This is a genomic window from Melioribacter sulfuriphilus, from assembly GCF_052656625.1.
Genome location: NZ_JBQXXK010000002.1, coordinates 166,487 through 186,181, shown reverse-complemented (window position 1 = coordinate 186,181; position 19,695 = coordinate 166,487). Strand labels below are relative to the sequence as shown.

At 34.4% G+C, this 19,695-nt stretch carries 20 protein-coding genes; 15 read left to right on the top strand and 5 right to left on the bottom strand.

What is annotated here, in order from left to right:
• Positions 1 to 34: 34 nt before the first annotated feature.
• On the bottom strand, positions 35 to 484 hold the full coding sequence (locus ACUN8G_RS02715) for an NYN domain-containing protein (protein ID WP_437345582.1): 450 nt from the start codon (positions 482 to 484) through the stop codon (positions 35 to 37).
• A gap of 18 nt (positions 485 to 502) precedes the next feature.
• On the opposite strand from ACUN8G_RS02715, the gene ACUN8G_RS02710 reads away from it, so the two are divergent.
• Positions 503 to 988: a nuclear transport factor 2 family protein gene (locus tag ACUN8G_RS02710; RefSeq protein ID WP_437345581.1), complete on the top strand. Its 486-nt coding sequence runs from the start codon at positions 503 to 505 to the stop codon at positions 986 to 988.
• Here the strand turns inward: ACUN8G_RS02710 and ACUN8G_RS02705 are convergent.
• Together ACUN8G_RS02705 and ACUN8G_RS02700 are read right to left on the bottom strand one after the other, a co-directional pair.
• Complete coding sequence (locus ACUN8G_RS02705; protein ID WP_437345580.1) at positions 982 to 2,178, bottom strand: anti-sigma factor family protein; 1,197 nt, start codon at positions 2,176 to 2,178, stop codon at positions 982 to 984. The genes ACUN8G_RS02710 and ACUN8G_RS02705 overlap by 7 nt on opposite strands.
• Complete coding sequence (locus ACUN8G_RS02700) at positions 2,175 to 2,684, bottom strand: RNA polymerase sigma factor (RefSeq protein ID WP_437345579.1); 510 nt, start codon at positions 2,682 to 2,684, stop codon at positions 2,175 to 2,177. Before ACUN8G_RS02700 ends, ACUN8G_RS02705 begins: the two co-directional genes overlap by 4 nt.
• A 308-nt stretch (positions 2,685 to 2,992) precedes the next feature.
• On the opposite strand from ACUN8G_RS02700, the gene cas6 reads away from it, so the two are divergent.
• The 14 genes from cas6 (at position 2,993) to ACUN8G_RS02630 (ending at position 15,708) form a co-directional block, all read left to right on the top strand.
• The gene (gene cas6, locus ACUN8G_RS02695; RefSeq protein ID WP_437345578.1) at positions 2,993 to 3,700 is read left to right on the top strand and encodes a CRISPR-associated endoribonuclease Cas6; all 708 of its coding nucleotides are present in this window, start codon (positions 2,993 to 2,995) and stop codon (positions 3,698 to 3,700) included.
• Positions 3,697 to 4,809, top strand: coding sequence for a hypothetical protein (locus tag ACUN8G_RS02690; RefSeq protein ID WP_437345577.1), 1,113 nt, complete (start codon positions 3,697 to 3,699; stop codon positions 4,807 to 4,809). Before cas6 ends, ACUN8G_RS02690 begins: the two co-directional genes overlap by 4 nt.
• 1 nt (position 4,810) lies before the next feature.
• Positions 4,811 to 5,290 (top strand): hypothetical protein, encoded by a 480-nt coding sequence (locus ACUN8G_RS02685; protein WP_437345576.1) that lies wholly within the window; start codon positions 4,811 to 4,813, stop codon positions 5,288 to 5,290.
• Between the two features lie 12 nt (positions 5,291 to 5,302).
• Positions 5,303 to 6,412: a type I-B CRISPR-associated protein Cas7/Cst2/DevR gene (cas7i, locus tag ACUN8G_RS02680; RefSeq protein WP_437345575.1), complete on the top strand. Its 1,110-nt coding sequence runs from the start codon at positions 5,303 to 5,305 to the stop codon at positions 6,410 to 6,412.
• Complete coding sequence (cas5b, locus tag ACUN8G_RS02675) at positions 6,393 to 7,211, top strand: type I-B CRISPR-associated protein Cas5b (RefSeq protein ID WP_437345574.1); 819 nt, start codon at positions 6,393 to 6,395, stop codon at positions 7,209 to 7,211. The genes cas7i and cas5b overlap by 20 nt, the downstream gene beginning before the upstream one ends.
• On the top strand, positions 7,198 to 9,873 hold the full coding sequence (gene cas3 / locus ACUN8G_RS02670) for a CRISPR-associated helicase Cas3' (RefSeq protein ID WP_437345573.1): 2,676 nt from the start codon (positions 7,198 to 7,200) through the stop codon (positions 9,871 to 9,873). Before cas5b ends, cas3 begins: the two co-directional genes overlap by 14 nt.
• A gap of 74 nt (positions 9,874 to 9,947) precedes the next feature.
• On the top strand, positions 9,948 to 10,442 hold the full coding sequence (gene cas4, locus ACUN8G_RS02665) for a CRISPR-associated protein Cas4 (protein ID WP_437345572.1): 495 nt from the start codon (positions 9,948 to 9,950) through the stop codon (positions 10,440 to 10,442).
• Between the two features lie 328 nt (positions 10,443 to 10,770).
• Entirely contained in the window at positions 10,771 to 11,859 is a 1,089-nt protein-coding gene (gene cas1b, locus ACUN8G_RS02660) for a type I-B CRISPR-associated endonuclease Cas1b (RefSeq protein WP_437345571.1), read from the top strand.
• A gap of 1 nt (position 11,860) precedes the next feature.
• Positions 11,861 to 12,124, top strand: coding sequence for a CRISPR-associated endonuclease Cas2 (cas2, locus tag ACUN8G_RS02655; protein ID WP_437345570.1), 264 nt, complete (start codon positions 11,861 to 11,863; stop codon positions 12,122 to 12,124).
• A 1,075-nt stretch (positions 12,125 to 13,199) separates the two neighbouring features.
• Entirely contained in the window at positions 13,200 to 13,385 is a 186-nt protein-coding gene (locus ACUN8G_RS02650; protein ID WP_437345569.1) for a hypothetical protein, read from the top strand.
• Positions 13,364 to 13,588, top strand: a complete 225-nt coding sequence (locus tag ACUN8G_RS02645) for a hypothetical protein (protein ID WP_437345568.1) — start codon at positions 13,364 to 13,366, stop codon at positions 13,586 to 13,588. Before ACUN8G_RS02650 ends, ACUN8G_RS02645 begins: the two co-directional genes overlap by 22 nt.
• Positions 13,589 to 13,999: 411 nt before the next feature.
• Positions 14,000 to 14,239 (top strand): septation protein SpoVG family protein, encoded by a 240-nt coding sequence (locus ACUN8G_RS02640; RefSeq protein ID WP_437345567.1) that lies wholly within the window; start codon positions 14,000 to 14,002, stop codon positions 14,237 to 14,239.
• 564 nt (positions 14,240 to 14,803) lie between these two features.
• A complete protein-coding gene (locus tag ACUN8G_RS02635; protein ID WP_437345566.1) occupies positions 14,804 to 15,475 on the top strand; it encodes a class I SAM-dependent methyltransferase in 672 nt (223 codons plus the stop codon).
• Positions 15,472 to 15,708, top strand: coding sequence for a YkoF family thiamine/hydroxymethylpyrimidine-binding protein (locus tag ACUN8G_RS02630; RefSeq protein WP_437345565.1), 237 nt, complete (start codon positions 15,472 to 15,474; stop codon positions 15,706 to 15,708). Before ACUN8G_RS02635 ends, ACUN8G_RS02630 begins: the two co-directional genes overlap by 4 nt.
• A 39-nt stretch (positions 15,709 to 15,747) precedes the next feature.
• Here ACUN8G_RS02630 and ACUN8G_RS02625 read toward each other — a convergent pair whose 3' ends face one another.
• Together ACUN8G_RS02625 and ACUN8G_RS02620 are read right to left on the bottom strand one after the other, a co-directional pair.
• Entirely contained in the window at positions 15,748 to 16,239 is a 492-nt protein-coding gene (locus tag ACUN8G_RS02625; RefSeq protein ID WP_437345564.1) for a heavy metal-binding domain-containing protein, read from the bottom strand.
• 275 nt (positions 16,240 to 16,514) lie between these two features.
• Positions 16,515 to 19,694: an efflux RND transporter permease subunit gene (locus ACUN8G_RS02620; RefSeq protein ID WP_445480894.1), complete on the bottom strand. Its 3,180-nt coding sequence runs from the start codon at positions 19,692 to 19,694 to the stop codon at positions 16,515 to 16,517.
• Position 19,695: the final 1 nt, after the last annotated feature.

Below are 19,695 nucleotides of genomic sequence, written 5' to 3'. Positions count from 1 at the left end.
TTCCCCTCAAATGCCCGCCGCAAGCGGGCTTTTTTTATGCCCCAAATAACTTTTTAAATTCTTCATTCTCTCTTTCTATCTCTTTAATTCTTTCAGCTTCTTCGTCACTCTGTCGTTTGCTATTAATATCATCACCAAATTCCTCCGACGAAATTACTTTGCAACTGTTAACTCGACCATATTCTGCCAATTGTCTGTCCGAAGTAACTAAAATAATTTTACGCTTTGATGTCGAATTATCAATCTCTTCACGGATTTTTTCGTCTGAGGTCCTGTTGTTAGAATAAATAATTTTTCCTTTTGTAAATAAAAGAGGAATATTTTCGTACCCGTCGAAATGAAGAGAAACACTACACTTCTTTCCTGCAAAATGAGTGTTTAAAATTCGTACCAATTCATCTCTGCAGGCCCCCTTGTTTACGGTCTTCATATTTTTCATTATTTTTCCGATTAGATTATTGCCGTCTATTATATAATGATTCATAAAAAGAGTGGTGTTATTATGTTAAAAAATATTTCAATTTTGCTTTTACTTCTATTTATTGCTGCCTGTACAAAAGATGTACCTGAAGAAGATAAAAGCATAATTCAAACTACAGAAAAAAATAAAATTAATAAACTGATTGAATCGTTTTACAATGAATTTAATAAAGGGAATATAGATAGTGCTCTAACCTGTATTTCACGGGATTACAAAGCCATTCTATCCGAGTCCGATGAAATTGTAGGGCTTGAAAATTTTAAAAGAGAACTTTATCAGTATAAAACCGAGTATCCCGAAGGCAAATGGCAATATTCGATTGAGGAAATGTTAATAAAAGATGGAATTGGCTATGTAATAATAATCAGTAGTTTTGTAATGCCCGACCCCTTAGAATCAAAAGGAAATCCTGTATATTCCGAAAGGAGCATGAAAGTTTTGCTCAAAGATAATCAGGGAGACTGGAAAATTTATCGTTCGATAAGTGTGCCTGTATTTACTTACTGAAGTTCGATTGATTTTTCAATTTCGTATTTCCATCTTGACAGCATTTTTTTGTTCAGGTGAATAATTCCATCATAAGTCACGTCCGTTGGGGGAGGGAAGAAATTAGCAACCGTCTGAAATAATTCTCCTCTGTATTTTAATGGTGACCTTTCAAGTATCGAAAGGAGAGAAATCGAATCCTCGGGACGTGCGCTTTTTATTATTCCCGAGATTGTTTGTGAATCCAGATGACCTGTATCGAACTGCTCAACAAAATTTTTGAATGGCTTTTCGGCATCTGTTCTTAATGGCGTGCCAGACGAATAATTATAGAACTTAACGAAGTAATTATTGTCGACGGTAATTTGACCGTTAATATCGACTGCTCCTGTCAAAACGCTTAATTCTCCTTTCCCTTTAGACAGAGAAAATTTATAGGAAGCAAAATTTCCGCGCAATTCGTTGTTTCCAAATTTAATTGTCAAGCCAAGATTACCAAGTTTATTGTCTGCAATAAGCGAGCCGTATTCGAGAAAAATTTGATTATTTTTCTTTTGAGCTCGCACTAATAAAACAGAGGATTTTCCTGCCAGTTGAAATCTTCCCTCGCCTGGCACAATAACTTGTAGAAGCGATGAGTCTGAACAAACTAATCTATCGCCTTCATACCAGAAGGCATCGGTGTGTTTGGTCCCGTTTAATTCAAAAGCTCCATTTATACTTTCAATTGTCCACGGTGAATTATTTTGACTGTACTGGTAAACAAAATAAGCGAGTGCAGAGAAAATTAAAATACCGGCTATAATTGCCGAAATAATTTTTCCGGTAGATAGATGTGGATGTGAGGATTTTAACGAGCGACTCATCTGACTTTTTTTTGTTAGGCCTCGCGTTTCGTTTAAAAATTTTTCCTGGCGTGATTGCTCTCTTTTCTTTCTGAAATCCTGTATGATTTTTGTTCTGTGCTCTTTATCAACTTGACTTAGAGACTTTTTTAATAATTCTTTAGAAAGTAATTCGATAAGGTCAGAGTGCGGTTCAATCGAATAGGGCATCGATTTGAGAAGTTCGAAAAAGCGTGTGAATTTATCGTACTTTTTGCGGCACACTTCGCAGCTTGCCACATGAATTTTGAGTTCATGAAGCGATTTTTCGTCGAGTGAATTATCGACATACCTGTGTAGATAAATATAAATATCGCTGCAGTTCATTTTTTACACACCGCTTCGATTAAATATTCGCGGGTTTCCATCAATGCCATAACAATTTCGTCCGTTTTGTCGTACCAGAGAAATTGTGCAATCTGATCGTAGTCATAACCTTCGAGGTCATGGAGCACAAATATAGTTCGCCTGAAATAGTCGAGACTCATGATCAGTAATTCAAGTTTTTTTCTGGGGTCGTCTGGCAGTACCTCAGGTAGTTTTACGATTCTAATTTTGTCGATTTTAGGTATGGTGGTAGTGACAGCAATTTTTTTAATCCATAGAACAAAAGGGATTTTGTAGTCGTACGACTTTATTTCTTCCCATGCGTTAATAAAAGTTTCGATTGTAATTGTGCGAGCACTGTTGTAGTCGGCTAATAAACGGTAGACTGTAGTGAATACATTCTTAAGATTTATTTCGCACAGGTCGAAGAATGCATTTTTTCTGCCAGCTTGCGATAGTTCGATAAGATAATTGACATAGTTTGTATTTTCAGACCTTCCTGGCATAGAATAATCTGATCATTTTTTTGAATAAATGTATGAATATCAGAAATTAGATACAGAAAAATTTTTCAATCAAATTGATAGACAAATATTAAAAAAATATTTAATTTGAAAGTAACTATTTCTGTATTAAAAAACAGAGATAATAAAATTTGAATTAAGAAAATGCAGTATGTAAGAGGGAATTCCGTCCAGTTAAATTTAGTCTTTCAGTTCGAAAATTGAATTATAGAAGAGGGGGCAAAGTTGTTATCCCTTTTCATCATTGCGTAAGAAAATTAGAAGATTGCAAAAAAATTTAAGGAGGCGTGATGAGAATTTTATTTGAATATGAAATTAATCCTGAAATCATCCCCAAAAACTATGGTAGAGGTTTTATCTCGTTGATAAAAAAGCTATTGGAAGCGGGAGATAGTTTGCAATTTAATCTTTACTACAACGAGCCTAAATTAAAACCATTTACCTTCGGGACATATTTCCCAATGCTACGTGGAAAAGAAGGCGACAAGCTTAATGTTGGTAAAATTGTTAAACTCAATTTTTCTACGTCATCGGTTCAACTTGCAACAAGTATTTACAATGGCTTTTTGAAAGTGAAAGAGCACACCTGGCAAAACAACGTAAGCTCAATTAATTTCAAGCCAGTTAGAGCTAATCTTCAACCGGTCAAAATAATTGATAAAGAAGAAATTACTGTTAAAACACTCTCGCCACTTCTTGTTAACAATCTGGGGGATTCAAATAAATTCTTGCTGCCCGGTGAGGAGGGGTTTTTAGAAGGATTAGAATTCTCCGTTCGTGAGTGTGCAAGAGAATATTTAAATGAAAGTACAGATTTCACATTTCAATTCGAGGTAAAAGATTACAAAAAACGGATTTTATATCATTACCAAAAAATGCCCGGGATTATTGGAATATTTAAAATTAAGTCCAAGCCGCAGATACTCCAGATGATTTATGATATTGGACTTGGAGTACATCGTTCACAAGGATTTGGACTGCTGGAGGTGGTGAAATGAGTGAAAAAAACAACGTAATAACACTTTATCCTTCTAATTGGCTTTATAATGCTAGCGTAATTGGTTTTATTAATTCTGTTGAGAGAATTGAAAAGGAGATTGATATTAAAGAGTCTCTACAAGATACAGGAGAAGTAGTCCTTAAACTACCACTCTTTAGTAAGATAGATATAAACATGAGATACTTTAGTGAAAAAAAGATTTCTTCTATTTATAGAAATGGAATGTATAGAAATTTTATTACTACAGAGGAGGAGAAAAAACTTTTTCATGTATTTGTGAAGGCATTAGATAATGTTGAGCAAAATGCACAATGTGATTTTTGCAATAACGGATATTTCCTTACAAATAAAGATTTTGAGGATATAAATAATAAACAGACCAGTGACAAAAAATTTCTCAATAGAATAACAAACTTTAACTTTGTTCATAATCAGGATTTAGGGCCGGCTCCAGAAAAGTTTCCAAATTCATATTGGAATAACCGCCTGGGGATTAGAATATGTCATTTATGCAGCTTCTTGGAAATTCATCATCATTTAGCTATTACAAAACTTACAGGTCTATCGCAAGTCTTTATTAACACACCATCTTTTCGTCTGATGTACGACTTGAATAAACTTGTGAAAGAATTGTATGGGAATTCATCAGATAAAGGAAATAAAAAGGTTAGGGATATACTGGCAACTACAATAATTGAATACACAAGAAAAATGCAAAGTGTTCTTGGTATTTGGACTACTATGAATATTGAAATTGTGCATAAATATAAAATAAAAATTGATAAAGGAAAATTAGAAGATAGAATTGAATTCTTTTCGTTACCTACAGAAGTAATACAAATTATTACAGATAGAAGCATTTCAAATATTCTATCTGATTTAGGAGAGGTTAAAATCCTCAATATTGTATTAGATAGAAAATATTCTTATCTGATTGAGCTTGGGTACAAATTATTACGTGAGAGTTTTAAAGATTATAATGATAGAAATGATAAGTTAATCAACAGCATACTTTACCAATCAAAAAATCAATATAATCTCACCGCAACGGCAACAAAAATTCTAAAATTGTATTCACTAATAGAAGATAAATTAAAGAGGAACTAAAATGGAAGAGAAATTAAAAATACTTAGCGAACAATTGAAAAAGTGTAACCCGATTCTCAAAGATTTTCAAGATTATTACAATGAGCTCAATCAAAAGTATGACGAATTTCAGAAATTACTTGAATATGCCTCAGAACTAAAGAAGGATGAAAAAGAATTTGGAAAACTTTATCGGCGAGTAGCTGGCAGAAATGCATCGGAGCTTGTAGATAAACTTAACCGGAAAGGATACGCTTTTAAAAAAGAGCTGGGAGATGCATTCGAAAATATGGGCTATCGTTTACTTGAGCAAACAAGAGCCGGCAAAAAAGAGGATGTTTATTATGGTATCCTTAGGATATTCGTAGCACACAAAATAAATTTCCCTGGTGAGCTAATTGAAGCTTTCAAACCAATTTACACCGATGAAATGTTCAAAGTATTCATCTTCTCTTTTTTGAGTAGCATAATTGGAGAAGAAAAACAATTAGATATTAATTAAAGGAGTTATAAAATGAAAAACGTAACGTTAACAATGATATTTGAAGGTTCGGCTTTGAACCGCGACGAAAAAGTTGGCGGTAATATTCTTTCAATTAAAAAAATGAATGTAAACGGCGAAATTAAATCTTACATAAGCAAGCCTGCTATCAGACATTATTTGTTTGATACGGTGAATAAGAAATATGAATGGGAAAAAACAAACGTATTATTTGGGAAAAAGGATATTATTCAATTTGACATAACGCAATCTGATATTATATCAAGTCCTGAATTAAATGCTTTCGGTTATATGTATACAATAAGTGAACAAGGTGCAATTACAAGGAAAAGCCCTATTGGAATTACAAAAGCTGTCTCTATATTTAGTTATGGGCAAGATTTAGCATTCTATGGTAATCATGATTTAGTATCTAGAGCATTAAACCAAGGTATTAAAGCATCAGGTAATAAGTATCCAGCCCCAGATCCTTATAATAAAGAAGAACATACATCATTGTATAAAGTGAGTTTTTCAATAGATGAAAAGTTATTTGGATTTGATACCTGGATTATTGATAAAAAGCCTCAATACAACAATAATGAATTATTGATAAAAATAGTTGATAAACAAAAAAGAATTAGATGTAGAAAAGACAGCAATGATGAAAACCTTTATTTTATTGAGAAAGAAGAAAACTCTTCAAGAATAGAAATAGGAAGAATTATAACTGAACAAATTAACCCAAACACATATAAGATAAAATTTGTTCTAGCTGAAAACACAAAAAAGGAAAGGATACAACAAATATTAAATGCAATTAAAAATGGTCTCCATTCGCAATCCAGCGGTGAGGCTAATACAATTGTTCCCTTATTTATAATTGCCAGCGGTGTAACAATTCCTTCACCAATTTTTCATTCGTACATTGATGTTAAAAGAGAAGATGGACAATTTAAGGTCATAGGTATAAAAGATTGTTTAGAAAATGGTTGGATTGATAGTAAGGTATATCTTAAATGTAGTGAAAGGATTCCCGTTAATATTCAAGATAATAACATTACATATGATTGGGAAGAATTTCTTAAAGAAGTGGGACTTTTAAACGGTAATGAGGCAGAAAATGCATCTGCTGAGAATTAGGATTTATCAACCGAATGCACATTATAGACTGCCATTTGCATATCAGAGGAGGCAAACTTATCCCTTGCCTCCTTATTCAACGGTAATCGGATTTCTTATTAATGCACTCGGGATATGGGACCAAAGAGATAATTTTTATAATGAAGGGATAAAGAATCTCAAAATCTCACTGGCGGGAAAATTTGATAGCAAGATAACAGAATATGTTTGGTTTAGAAATATGAGTAAAAAAGCGCATAATTCAAGATTTCACTATCCGGGAAATAGAGTAAATAATGGAACAGTTGAACACCCGGGTGGACAATCCCCAATGCGAATTGATGTATTGAATGATGTCCATTTGCTTCTTTATTTAGGACACGAAAGTATTGACGTACTCAAAAGAATTGGTGAGGAACTTTCTGATCCTGCAAACAGATTAGAAATCCTTCATCTCGGTCGAGCTGAAGACTGGATTGTTCTGGAAGAAGAACCAAAATTACTCGACGATTCCCAGATAGTATACGAACATAATGGTGGTAACTTTAATCATTTCTTTTGGATCCCTCAGAAATTTTATATTCATGAAAACGAGATATGGAAACAGATCGATTATGATGGTTTCGAAGGATTATTATATAATCTTCCCACATTTAGCACAATTGAAGGCTATGAAGATAATTATAACCGTCACGGTAGAAGAACTTTCGATTATGTAAAAACGAAATTAAATGATGGATTAATTATAGGTCATAAATTGATGATAGATAAAGAATTAACCTTACCATTTTTTTTAGGTGATCTAAATGGAAGTAACTGATTATAAAATCTGGGCAAAAAGTCCATCAAAGGACAAAGAAAAAGGAATTTCGCTAAACAAGCACATAAAAGATATTCAAGATAATATTGACAAACTAAGGCCATACATTAAAGATGATAATCTCTATGAATTGATAAAGATTTCAGTGCTGCTTCACGATATAGGCAAAGCATTGCCATATTTTCAAATTAGAAGCGTTGGTAACAGAAATTATAAGCCATTCGAAGTGACAACAAACCTACCGCATTCAATCTTCTCATTGTTCTTAGTCAATAAAAAGTATTTAAAAGAATTGATTGAAGGTTACTATCAGCAAAAAGCAGATGAGTACACTCAATTTGTTTTGTCTGCGGTTGCATATCATCATTGGCGGAATAATTTTGAAGAAGTAGTGCGATATTCAAACAACGACCTTGAAAAACTATTGAATTCTAATTTGATAAATGAAATAATAGAAAATCTTAAAGAAGATTTGGAAGATATTTTCAGAGGTAAAACCGACTTAATTCAATTCGATGAAATAATGGCAAAGGAAATACTCAATGGTGCACAAATACAGAATTATGCAATACCTCCTTACAATTTATACTGGCTACCAATGCGACTTTCTTTTGAAAAGGTGAACCTAACTGATTGGGTTAAAATTGCCGGCTTTTTGATGCGATGTGACCACTTTGCTTCATTTTGCGAAAGCGAAAATAACTATGAATTACAAATTGAAATTCCAGGATTGGAGTATATCAAGATTAAGGAAAAAATTACAACAAGCATTGGTGAAAAATTAAGTAATGGTGCTACTGTCAATCTCTGGCAAGCCGAACTAATTGAGCAGAATGATCTTAAGAACAAAAATGTTATCCTTATTGCTCCAACGGGAAGCGGGAAAACTGAATTTTCATTCCTCTGGTCAAATGGCGAAAAAACTTTTTATACTCTGCCGTTACGTTCTGCAGTTAATCAAATATTTAAGCGATCTCAAGTTTTATTTGATGATGAAAAGGTTGAAAGAACTGGTTTATTACACTCAGATGCAGATGTATATTTACTGGGCGATGGTAATGAAACGGAAAATCTGGAATCATACAGTATGGCAAGACAACTGAGCTATCCATTTATGGTTTCTACGGGCGACCAGTTTTTTCCTTATGCATTGAGACCTCCATCCTACGAAAGAATTTATGCTACGTTTTCATATTCACGCCTGGTTGTAGACGAAGTACAGGCTTACGACCCAAAAGCAGCGGCAATAATTGTAAAGTATTTAGAGGATATTCATAAAATGGGAGGAAAGTTTTTACTGGTTACAGCTACTTTGCCTTCTTTTATTAAACAAGAATTAGAAAAAAGAATAAAAAAAGAAAATGAGGAACGCCCGGATTTTGAGTTGGTTGATTATTATGAACAAAATGAAACTTACGCACATATTAAAAAACATAAGCTGGCTTTTATCAGAGAAGAACATAATGAGAAAGAATATCAATTCTCAAATGAGTTAATAAGGGGCATGGTTGCTAAAGCTAAAGAAAATAACGGACAAAGAGTGCTGGTTGTTGTTAACACGGTTAAACTTGCAGTAGATACATTCAATGAGCTACACAAACTAATTGAAAAAGAAAATAATTTTTATCTTGAATTGCTTCATTCCAGATTGACCTTTAATATTCGTCAGGAAAAAGAGAAGAGAATTGAAAGGGAATTTTCAAATCCCAAGCCCGAAAATGAAAAAATGCCAAAGATTGTTGTTGCTACTCAAGTAGTTGAAGCATCACTCGATTTAGATGCCGATATTCTTTTCACTGAACTTGCCCCTCTTGATTCACTTATTCAAAGAATGGGTAGAGTTTTACGTCGTTATAAAACTGAATCTCCAAGCTCTCTGGAAAGCCCTAATGTTTTCATAACTATTTTTGAAAACGGAATTGAATCCGGTGGACATAAAGTTTATTCAAATGATTTGGTCGAGATTACTTTAAAATTACTTTCAAATTCAGTTGATGACTCAAAAAAAGATTGGCTCGACAATAATGGTTACTATAAGAAAAAATCTAATGATTGGCGAAATGTAAAAACAGTAGATCAGTTTTTTAAAAAAATAAAAAATATGGACGATGATAACTTTTTATTATCAGAGAAAAAGAAAAGGGACTTGGTGGATGAATTATATGATAAAAAATGGTTTGCTGTGTCAGAAAGTTATTTGTCCGAATTTTACAAAACCCTTGATATTCTCGATGCTGGATTTATGGCAGAAAGAAAAGAAGAAGCGCATCGTATCTTCAGAGAAATTTCAAACATTATAGTTATTCCTATGTCGAGTTTAGAAGAACTTAAAAATGCGTTAATAGTTTTCTTTGAGAATAATTCGGAGGAAAAAAATCTTTATGTCAGATTCAAGAAAGAGATACTAAATAAATATGTTTTAAATGTTCCGTTCAACAAATGGAAATATGATACTATTAGATTTAGAGAAGACATTCGACTAAGTTATTGGTTAGAAACTTGTGAAAATGACTTTTCAAAGTCACAAATTAACTTATTAAAAAAGTGGTGTAAGAATATATTTATAGTTGAAGTGAAATATGATGATAATGTAAAAGTGGAATATGATGATAATGTAGGGATATACGATTATGATTTTCCTGAGTATAGTTCATTTATATAAAAGTAGTTTAATAATCTTTGTAATCTAAAAAACCTTGCAACTATAAAATCTTGCACTATTTTTAAAGGTCATTAATGACAGGTACACAAATATCTTATTATTTCCTTTGTCCTCGTAAACTATGGCTTTTCTCTCGTAATATCGAAATGGAACAAACGAGTGACTCTGTTGCTATTGGTAAGTTCATCTCTGATTCTACATATCAACGCGAAAAACACGAGATACACATTTCCGACGATGAAGATGATATTGTACTGGACTTTTATGACGCCAAGACTAAAACCATACATGAAGTAAAAAAGTCAGATAAAATGGAAGAAACTCACATATGGCAGGTCAAATTCTATATTTATGTACTTGAGAAAAGGGGCATTAGTAACATTACAGGAGAAATCGATTATCCCAAGCTAAAGCAGAGAATAAGAGTAGAATTGAGTGACGACGACAGAAAGAAACTTAAAGAAATTCGAGAAGATGTAAGAAAAATAATAGAACGGAGCGCTCCACCTGATATTATCAATAAGCCATTTTGCAAACAGTGCGCATATTATGATTTGTGCTATGTGTGATTAATGAATTAAAAAATTACAAGATTAACAAGATTACAAAATTCGGGTGATTATACGATTATAAAATTACTGGATTGTTGAATTGTTACAAATTTTATAAAAAATATGTTAAGGGTAAATGGTTAGAGCATTTGAGGAATTGAAAGTGTGACAAGATGCAAGGGCTTTTGTAAAATCAATTTACGATTTAACTGACTTGCCAAATTTTAATTTTATAAAATATTTAAAAACTTATAATGATAAAAAAAATCAAAGCACCATTTAAAATTTAATTACACCAAATGAATATTCAATAATCTTGCAATCTTAAATAATCATCGAAAGAAAAATGAAACGAAACTACTACATCTTCAGCAGTGGCAAATTAATCCGCAAAGACAATACGTTATATTTTGAACCAGGCGAATTGTCAGAGGCGGAAGAAGATAGTCATTCAGATGAGATCGAAGTAGAAGACGAATCTATAACTGAAAAGGAAATCGAAGAAAGAGAACCGGTAAAGTTGCCCCGTAAACCGATACCTGTAGAAGATATCGATTCGATCTATTGCTATGGTGAATTAAAATTCAATACTAAATTTCTAAACTTCCTTGCGCAAAAAGAAATTATACTACATCTTTTTAATTATTACGGATATTATACCTCGTCGTTTTATCCGCGCGAGCCGTACCTGTCGGGTAAACTATTGGTAGAACAGGTTAAAAAGCATATTGACAGAAATGAACGATTGAATATTGCTAAAAAATTTATTCTGGGTGCGGCAGAAAATATTAAAAAGAATTTGCAGTATTACAACAGCCGTGATAAAGATCTTTCATATTTTATTGAAAAGGCCGACGAAACAATTCGTAGAATCCCCGATTGTAACGATATTCAGGAGCTTATGGGAATTGAAGGGAATTTAAGGTCAGAATATTATATGTCCTGGAATTTAATAATTAATCCTACGATTAATTTTACAAAGAGAGAAAAGCACCCGCCTACAAATCCAATAAATGCACTAATATCTTTCGGGAATGCGTTGGTTTATACGGTTGTATTGGGTGAAATCTATCGGACGCAGTTAAATCCATTGATAAGTTATCTACATGAATCTGGAGAAAGAAGATTTTCACTGGCACTGGATATAGCCGAAGTATTCAAGCCTTTACTGGCAGACAGAATTATTTTTTCTTTGCTTAATAAAAATCAAATTCAGGAAAAACATTTCAGTAAAGAACTCAATCAGTGCTATTTAATAGACGAAGGAAGAAAAATATATCTTAAAGAATTTGACGAAAGATTAAAAACCACTATTAAACATAGGCAGCTTAAAAGGAGTGTAAGTTATCGGCATTTGATTAGGTTAGAATGCTATAAATTAATAAAGCACATATTAGGTGAAAAGGAATATAAACCATTTACTATATGGTGGTAAGATGTATGTCATTGTAGTATACGATGCAGCTCCCAAAAGGGGAACAAAATTGATGAAATACCTACGGCGTTATTTAAACTGGGTACAAAATTCAGTTTTTGAAGGAGAAATTACAGAGAGCGAATTTGAAATTTTGAAGCATGGTATAAAGGAAATTATCAACGATAAAAATGATAGCGTAATTTATTACCGATTTGACGCCCAGAATTATCATGAGAGGGGGATAATTGGGGTTGAGAAAAATGAGATTGATTCTTTTATTTAGATTAAAATTTACGAGAAGTTATGAATGGAATTTAGTTGAATTATATAAAGTCGTCGACCCCCTGGGATTTTTACATTATTATAGGACGACGACAAAAAGTAAAAAAAATGTTTGCAAAATAAACTAAAAATGAGGATATTTAGGGAGTCTTAATCGAACCCCGTCAAAGACGGGCGAAAATGTGGTATGCATTTTGTGCATCTTCGGGTTTGTCTTAATCGAACCCCGTCAAAGACGGGCAGGTCCGTCAGAGTCGGACAGGTATAATAGAATTGCCCCGCCTATGGCGGGGGTCGTCGTTCATACCGCTTAAGGAGCGAGACTCACTCCGAAAATCGAAAGGTCCGACGAGTCACGTAACGACGTGACGAGTCGTCCCGCCAACGGCGGGATTAATCGAACTATAGTAGAATTGAAATTTCAGATATTGCAGCGTCTCTTCTATATATTCCTCATGGTCTTAATCGAACCCCGTCAAAGACGGGCGAGTCCGTCAGAGTCGGACAGGTATAATAGAATTGCCCCCGCCAACGGCGGGGGTCGTCGTTCGTCCCGCTTAAAGAGCGGGACTCACTCCGAAAATCGAAAGGTCCGACGAGTCATGTAATGACGGGATTAATCGAATCCGTCTTAGTCGGGCAGGTCCGTCAGAGTCGGACAGGTATAGTAGAATTGTCCACGCCTATGGCGGGGGTCGTCGTTCGTCCCGCTTAAAGAGCGGGACGAACTCCGAAAATTGGGTGGTCCGACGAGTCACTTAAGAAGGGAATTAATATAACTATTGTGAAAAACTATTGTGAAAATGAATAGCTCAGAAGTACACGATTCTGGAATTTATATAAAAACGACATTCGAAGTGATAAGATGTAGTGTAGACAAAAAGTGTGTTATTAAAAGGAAAGTAGTTTGAATTAAAGTCTGAAAGATAAAGCAAACAAAAGCTGGCATATCAATAAAGAAGTAATAATCAAAGTAAACAAATAGCATTTGTGAAAAAAAAATTATTTGCCCTTCAAAATTTGCAGTCTAAATACAAAAACTTATAAATTTACTCCCCACAAAAATCGAGGTAAAAATGTCTGATTACGTTATCAAGCAGTTAAATAATTTATTAAATACCTGGATTAAAAGTGAAGACGGAACAGGTGTTTACAAATATGTAGGTGGATACTGGGAGTTACTTTTACCACTATTTAAGAAATACACTCCCGAAGGGATCAAGATGTATCAAAATTTAATATGCGAAGAATTTTCCCTGTAAACGACAGAATTAAAGAAATGTTAGACAGTGGCGACGAAGAAACTAATGTAAGGAACGCTATTGAATATATGAATCAAAGAATCGATGATATGTATACTCCCAACGACTATCATTATTATTACGATGAAGAAACGGACGAGGATATTCCTTATCTTCCTAACACATACATCGATATTGACGAACACTACGGAAGAGAATTTTGAAATTACTTACGTATGATTTCTTTTTCTAAAGAAAGTCTGACATAATGAAATTGTAGCATTCTAACACACCAAAAATGTGTATTAAATGCACTTTTCATAAGCGGATATGTACCATAAAGGGCAGTCATCTAAAATTATTTTACAAGTAACTATGTCTTCTTTTTTTTAAAATTCAGGGGCGCCAGAAATTAAAATTGCTTAAAATCAATTCACTAACTCTAATTCTCCTTTTATTCAGTATGTTTGATTAAATACTCTCTTACATTTGTAATTATGTAGACAAAAATTAAAAAAATAATTATCTTGATTTGCAAAAGAAGGGCAGATGGTACAATATGAAGCTACTTGTTAACTCGCTTCAAGTTTTTATCCTTTCTTATAAATAATTAATCATCATAATTAGGAGCAAAAATGAAAATAGTAAGAATGAATAAGGTTCAAAGCGGAGGTAAAACTGCTGCCTTTTTCGATATTCAAACAGATGAAGAAATTGTTATAAAAGGGTTCCGTCTCGTTAGCGGGTCGAATGGGCTGTTTGTATCCGCTCCAAACGAAAAAGGAAAAGACGGTAAGTATTACGATACAGTAATATTGCCAAAGGAATTAAAACGTGAACTCGAAAAACTTGCTCTGAATGAATACAATAAGTAAAAGAACTTGAATTATATAATACGTTCAAAGGTTACTAATAGTTTGTCTTGTTTGTATTTAAAGCTGATTGTGTGAAATTGAAACAGGATTAATCGATTTACATGTTTACAAAATTGAGTCGAAAGCAGCTCTGGGAAAGACAGGAAAAATGAGGCAGTCTGAATAATTAATGAAATTGTAATTTATTGCTCCCAAATAAAAAAGCAATAAAAATTTCAAACTGGTGATTATCGACATTGCAGAAGAAAAACTCGATACACATAATGGTTTACACTTCGTCAAATAAATTATAAGAATTCATACGTAACTCAAAAAGATTACTATTTCATGAACCGATGCGAAGATGTCGGTTCACTTAATGATTTTACAAGAGTACTATTGTAAAAGCGGAGATTTTTAGAAATTTTTTGTAGTATTTAATGACGTAATTTGTTTATCGATTAAATTAACGATTTTGTTTGGTTTACGCGTTTGCTAATTCATTTAGTTTATCCTTGTTTATTGTGCGAGAATAAGATGAATCAAAAAGATAGAATATTTATTTATATCTAGGATAGAAATCAAATGGCAATATTTGATACAGAAGCGGATAATTACGACCAATGGTACGAAACGCCGCTGGGCAATTTTGTTGATCGTCTTGAAAGACGAGCCATCTTTTCGCTCCTTAATGCGACAAAGGGTGAAAGTATAATCGATGTCGGTTGCGGCACGGGTAATTATTCGCTCGAATTAGCTGCATTGGGCTGCAATGTAACAGGTGTAGATAATTCTAAAAAAATGATTGACATTGCCATTGAAAAAGCTCGATATCGTAATTTAAAAGTGAATTTTTTATTTGCCGATGTTACCAAATTGCCTTTTGAGGACGATCTTTTTGATGCGGCTGTTTGCGTGGCTGCGGTTGAATTTTTTGATAATTGGCAAAAAGGAGTCAATGAAATATTCAGAGTTGTTAAACCCGGCGGTAAAATTGTAATCGGATTTATAAATAAAAATAGCAACTGGGGTGAACTTTATCAGTCGAATTACTTCAAGGAAAACACAGTTTTTAAATATGCCAGATTACTTGGTATCGACGAAATCCGCTCGATTCATACTGGCGAACTGATTGATATTAAAGAAACATTATATACTCCACCTGACGAAAACGAACCATCTCTTGAAAAAGAAAAAATTTATTCAAATAAAAACAAACCAGGATTCATTGCAGCGTTATGGAAGAAAAAATTATGACTTGCGAAATTGCATTTATACCTCTTGGTTCTGAAGATTACATCGCCGATGTTGAACGTGTTCTTGAAATTATAAGAAAAAGCGATCTTGAATTTAAGATAGGCGAAATGTCGACTTTAGTAAAAGGTGAGGCAAATAAAATATTTTCTTTATTAAAAAACATCTTTGACAGCGAATATGATAAAACAAAATTTATAATTTCTGTTAGAATGTCTAACGTATGTGGTTGTTAAAAAGCCCGTCACTCTTGATTGTGACGGGCTTTCTCTCAATTATTTTGCTTCTTTCTTTTTCATTTCGATCTTTTCTTTTGACCTGCTCAGGTTTTGTTGAGCTTTCTCAACAGAAACTTCCGTTAATTTCATACCGCATGCAGGACATTCGCCGGCCGCGTCCGAAATTTCATTGGCGCACATATTACACTGGAATACTTTACCATCTTTATTTTTATCCAAGTCCTTAGCAGACTTCATTTCCATTTTATGATGGTGAGCTTCATCTTTTGCACAAATTGCCTTGTGCAATTCGTCGACAGTCATTTCGTGCAATTCGCCTCCGCATTTAGAACACTTTTCGGCTTCATCCTGATAAACTTCACATTTTGGACAGGCAAATACTTTACCATCCATGTTTGCGTCGGTCTTTTGGATCTTTTCGACCATCATTTGACATTTTGCTTCGTGATTCTCCTTTTTATCCTGAGCTTGAATGCCCATTGTATATACCGTTATTAAAATAATCAAAGCTGATTTGAGGGTTTTCATAATTTACTCCTTTTTATATTTGTTAATTGATAATTTACTTTATTATACGCAACCGATTTATCCCAGAATAATTTTATTCTAAATAACAAAAAATTCCTGAACAACGTTTACGGCTTCTGCGCAAGGATATAAACGGGCAGCAAAATTAGCCGATAACATTTTATAAAGCAATATTCTTAAAAAATTAATTTTATACGCTGTTTTAAAAATTTGACTTTGCGAACAGGCGCTTTAAAATTATACCAAAAGATAACTCTTTCATTATGAAATTATTATCAATCATTTGACAGATATGTAAGATTGTTTTTGATAATTTCTCTTTTCTTGATTGAATAGTAGATAGCTGGATAAACTGTCAATTCCATTATCATGCTCGTGATAATTCCACCGACCATCGGTGCGGCAATTCTTTTCATAACGTCTGAGCCGGTACCAATGCCAATGATAATTGGCAACAAGCCAAGCAGTGTTGTAAGCACCGTCATCATTTTGGGACGAATTCTTTTGACGGCCCCTTCAAAGATCGAATTTCTAAGGTCGGTAAGTGAATTCATCATTCCTTCCTTTTTATATTTTTCATACGCCAGATCGAGATATAGCAACATTATAACGCCAGTTTCGGCGTCTACTCCCAGCAGCGCTATAATGCCCACCCAAACAGCAACGCTCAAATTATAACCTGCGAGGTACAAGTACCAGATAGCTCCAACCATCGAAAAAGGAAGTGCCAGTAAGACCACTCCAGTTTTCCAGGCTGATTTAGTATTCATATACAAAAGCACGATAACAATTAAAAGCGTAAGCGGCACTACCATCATCAAGTGTCTAGACGACCTTTCCATGTACTCATATTGTCCCGACCATTTTATCGAGTAATCTGCTGGCAATTGTAATTTTTTCCCGAGTATTTCTTTTGCTTGTTTAATATAAGTACCTATATCGGCATCTTGATTCAAGTCAATATAAACCCAGGTGTTGGGTCGTGCATTTTCGGATTTTATACTTGCCGGTCCCTTTTTAATTTCAATTTGGCCCAGTTCTTCTAGTGGGACGTTTCCTCCAGAGGGGAGAGGAACAAGAACTCGTCTTAAAGCTTCGATATTTTCACGATAGTCTCTCAAATAGCGAAGATTTACCGGGTATCTTTCGAGACCTTCGACAGTTTTTGTTATATTCATTCCGCCTACAGCCGACATAAAAACGTCTTGGACATCAGCCACCGAGAGCCCATAGCGTGCAATAGAATTTCGATCTATTTTGAAGTCAATATAATTACCTCCTACAGATCTTTCGGCATAAACAGAACGAGTTCCTGGTATCGTTCTGGCGATCGATTCTATTTTTTTTCCAATCTCTTCAAGTTTATTTAAGTCGGGTCCAGCCACTTTAATTCCTACAGGTGTTTTAAAGCCAGTTGATAACATATCAATGCGTGTTTTGATAGGCATAGTCCAGGCATTTGTTAGTCCGGGAATTTGTATGGCTGTGTTAAGTTCTTCTATCAATTTATCGGGAGTCATCCCTTTTCGCCATTGATTCTGTGGTTTTAACCTGATTGTTGTTTCTATCATCGTAAGTGGTGCGGGATCTGTTGCAGTTTCGGCTCGTCCAATTTTACCAAATACTGATTCTACTTCTGGAAACGACTTGATAATTTTATCGGTCTGTTGTAATAGCTCGCGAGCTTTCGTTATTGATATTCCTGGTAAAGTTGTGGGCATATAGAGCAAGTCGCCCTCATATAAAGGCGGCATGAATTCGGAACCTAATTTTGAATAAGGATAAATTGTAAGTAAAATTAATATTAATGCAGTCGATATTACCCACCATCTTTTACGTATAACAAAGTCTACAATAGGATGATAAATTTTGATTAGGATTTTCGTAATCGGATTATCTTCTTCCTTACGCATTCGCCCACGCACAAAATAGCCGAGCAAAATTGGAACAATAGTAACTGCTAAAATTGCCGCCCCTGCCATTGCATAAGTTTTGGTAAATGCCAGCGGCTTAAATAATCTTCCTTCTTGCTGTTCAAGCGTAAAGACTGGCAGAAATGAGATGGTAATTACTAAAAGAGAATAAAAGATAGAAGGACCCACCTCTTTAGCAGAATCGGCAATTATTTTCCAGTGTGGTCTTTGTTTTTCTGGCGGCTTGTCGTATTCTTCTGATAGATGTTTGGCAGCATTTTCTACTAGTACAATCGAAGCATCTACCATTGCTCCTATGGCAATTGCAATACCACCAAGCGACATTATATTGGCATTGATACCCTGTAATTTCATAATTATAAAAGAGAGTAGAACAGCAGTGGGTAATGTAAATATAGCTACGAATGAACTGCGGATATGAAGAAGAAAAGCAATTATAACTAGGGCAACAATAAGTGTTTCTTCCAGCAATTTCCCTTTTAGATTGTCAATGGCGCTGTAGATTAGCGATGAACGGTCGTATGCAGTTTCGATTTTAACATCATCGGGCAAAGATTTTTTTAACTCTTCGAGTCGTTCTTTTACTCTGTTGATTACAGTAAGCGCATCTTCGCCATAGCGGAGTACAATTATTCCTCCTACAGTTTCTCCTTCACCGTTCCAGTCAGCAAGCCCTCTTCGTAGTTCCGGACCAATATTAATTGTAGCTACATCTTTGAGGTAAACAGGCGTTCCTGTGTTGGGCGATACTCCTATCGAAATATTTTTAAGGTCGTCAATACTTTTTATATAGCCTAAACCTCTTACCATAAATTCGGTTTCGCCCATTTCAATTAGTCTGCCACCTACGTCATTATTACTTCTCTGTATAGCCGTTCTAATTTTTTGGAGTGGGATATTATAAGCAGCAAGTTTTGTCGGGTCTACATTAACCTGGTACTGTTTAACATATCCACCAATGCTTGCAACTTCTGAGACGCCCGGTATCGACGAAAGTTCGTATTTGAGGAAAAAGTCCTGTATCGACCTGAGTTCCTGTAGACTTCTTTTATCGGAATTAAGAACATACTGATAGACCCAGCCGAGGCCTGTAGCATCGGGTCCTAATTGAGGTGAAACTCCTTGAGGCAGTGTATTGCTGAGACTAGAAAGATATTCTAATACTCTGCTTCTTGCCCAATAAATGTCGGTGCCGTCTTCAAATATTATATACACCATCGAGAATCCGAAAAATGAATATCCGCGTACGTCCTTAGCATAAGGCACTGAAAGCATTTTTGTTGTAAGTGGATAAGTTACTTGATCTTCAACGATGCGTGGACCCTGTCCGGGGTATTCGGTATAGATAATTACCTGAACGTCGCTCAAATCGGGAAGGGCGTCTATTTTGGTGTTTACTATAGACCAAACTCCTCCTAAGATTAGAGCCACAGTGAAAAGAATAACAAGAAACTTATTATTCGAAGACCATTCTATTAATTTGGCAATTAAACCTTCTTTTTGTTTTTCATCGGTATACATC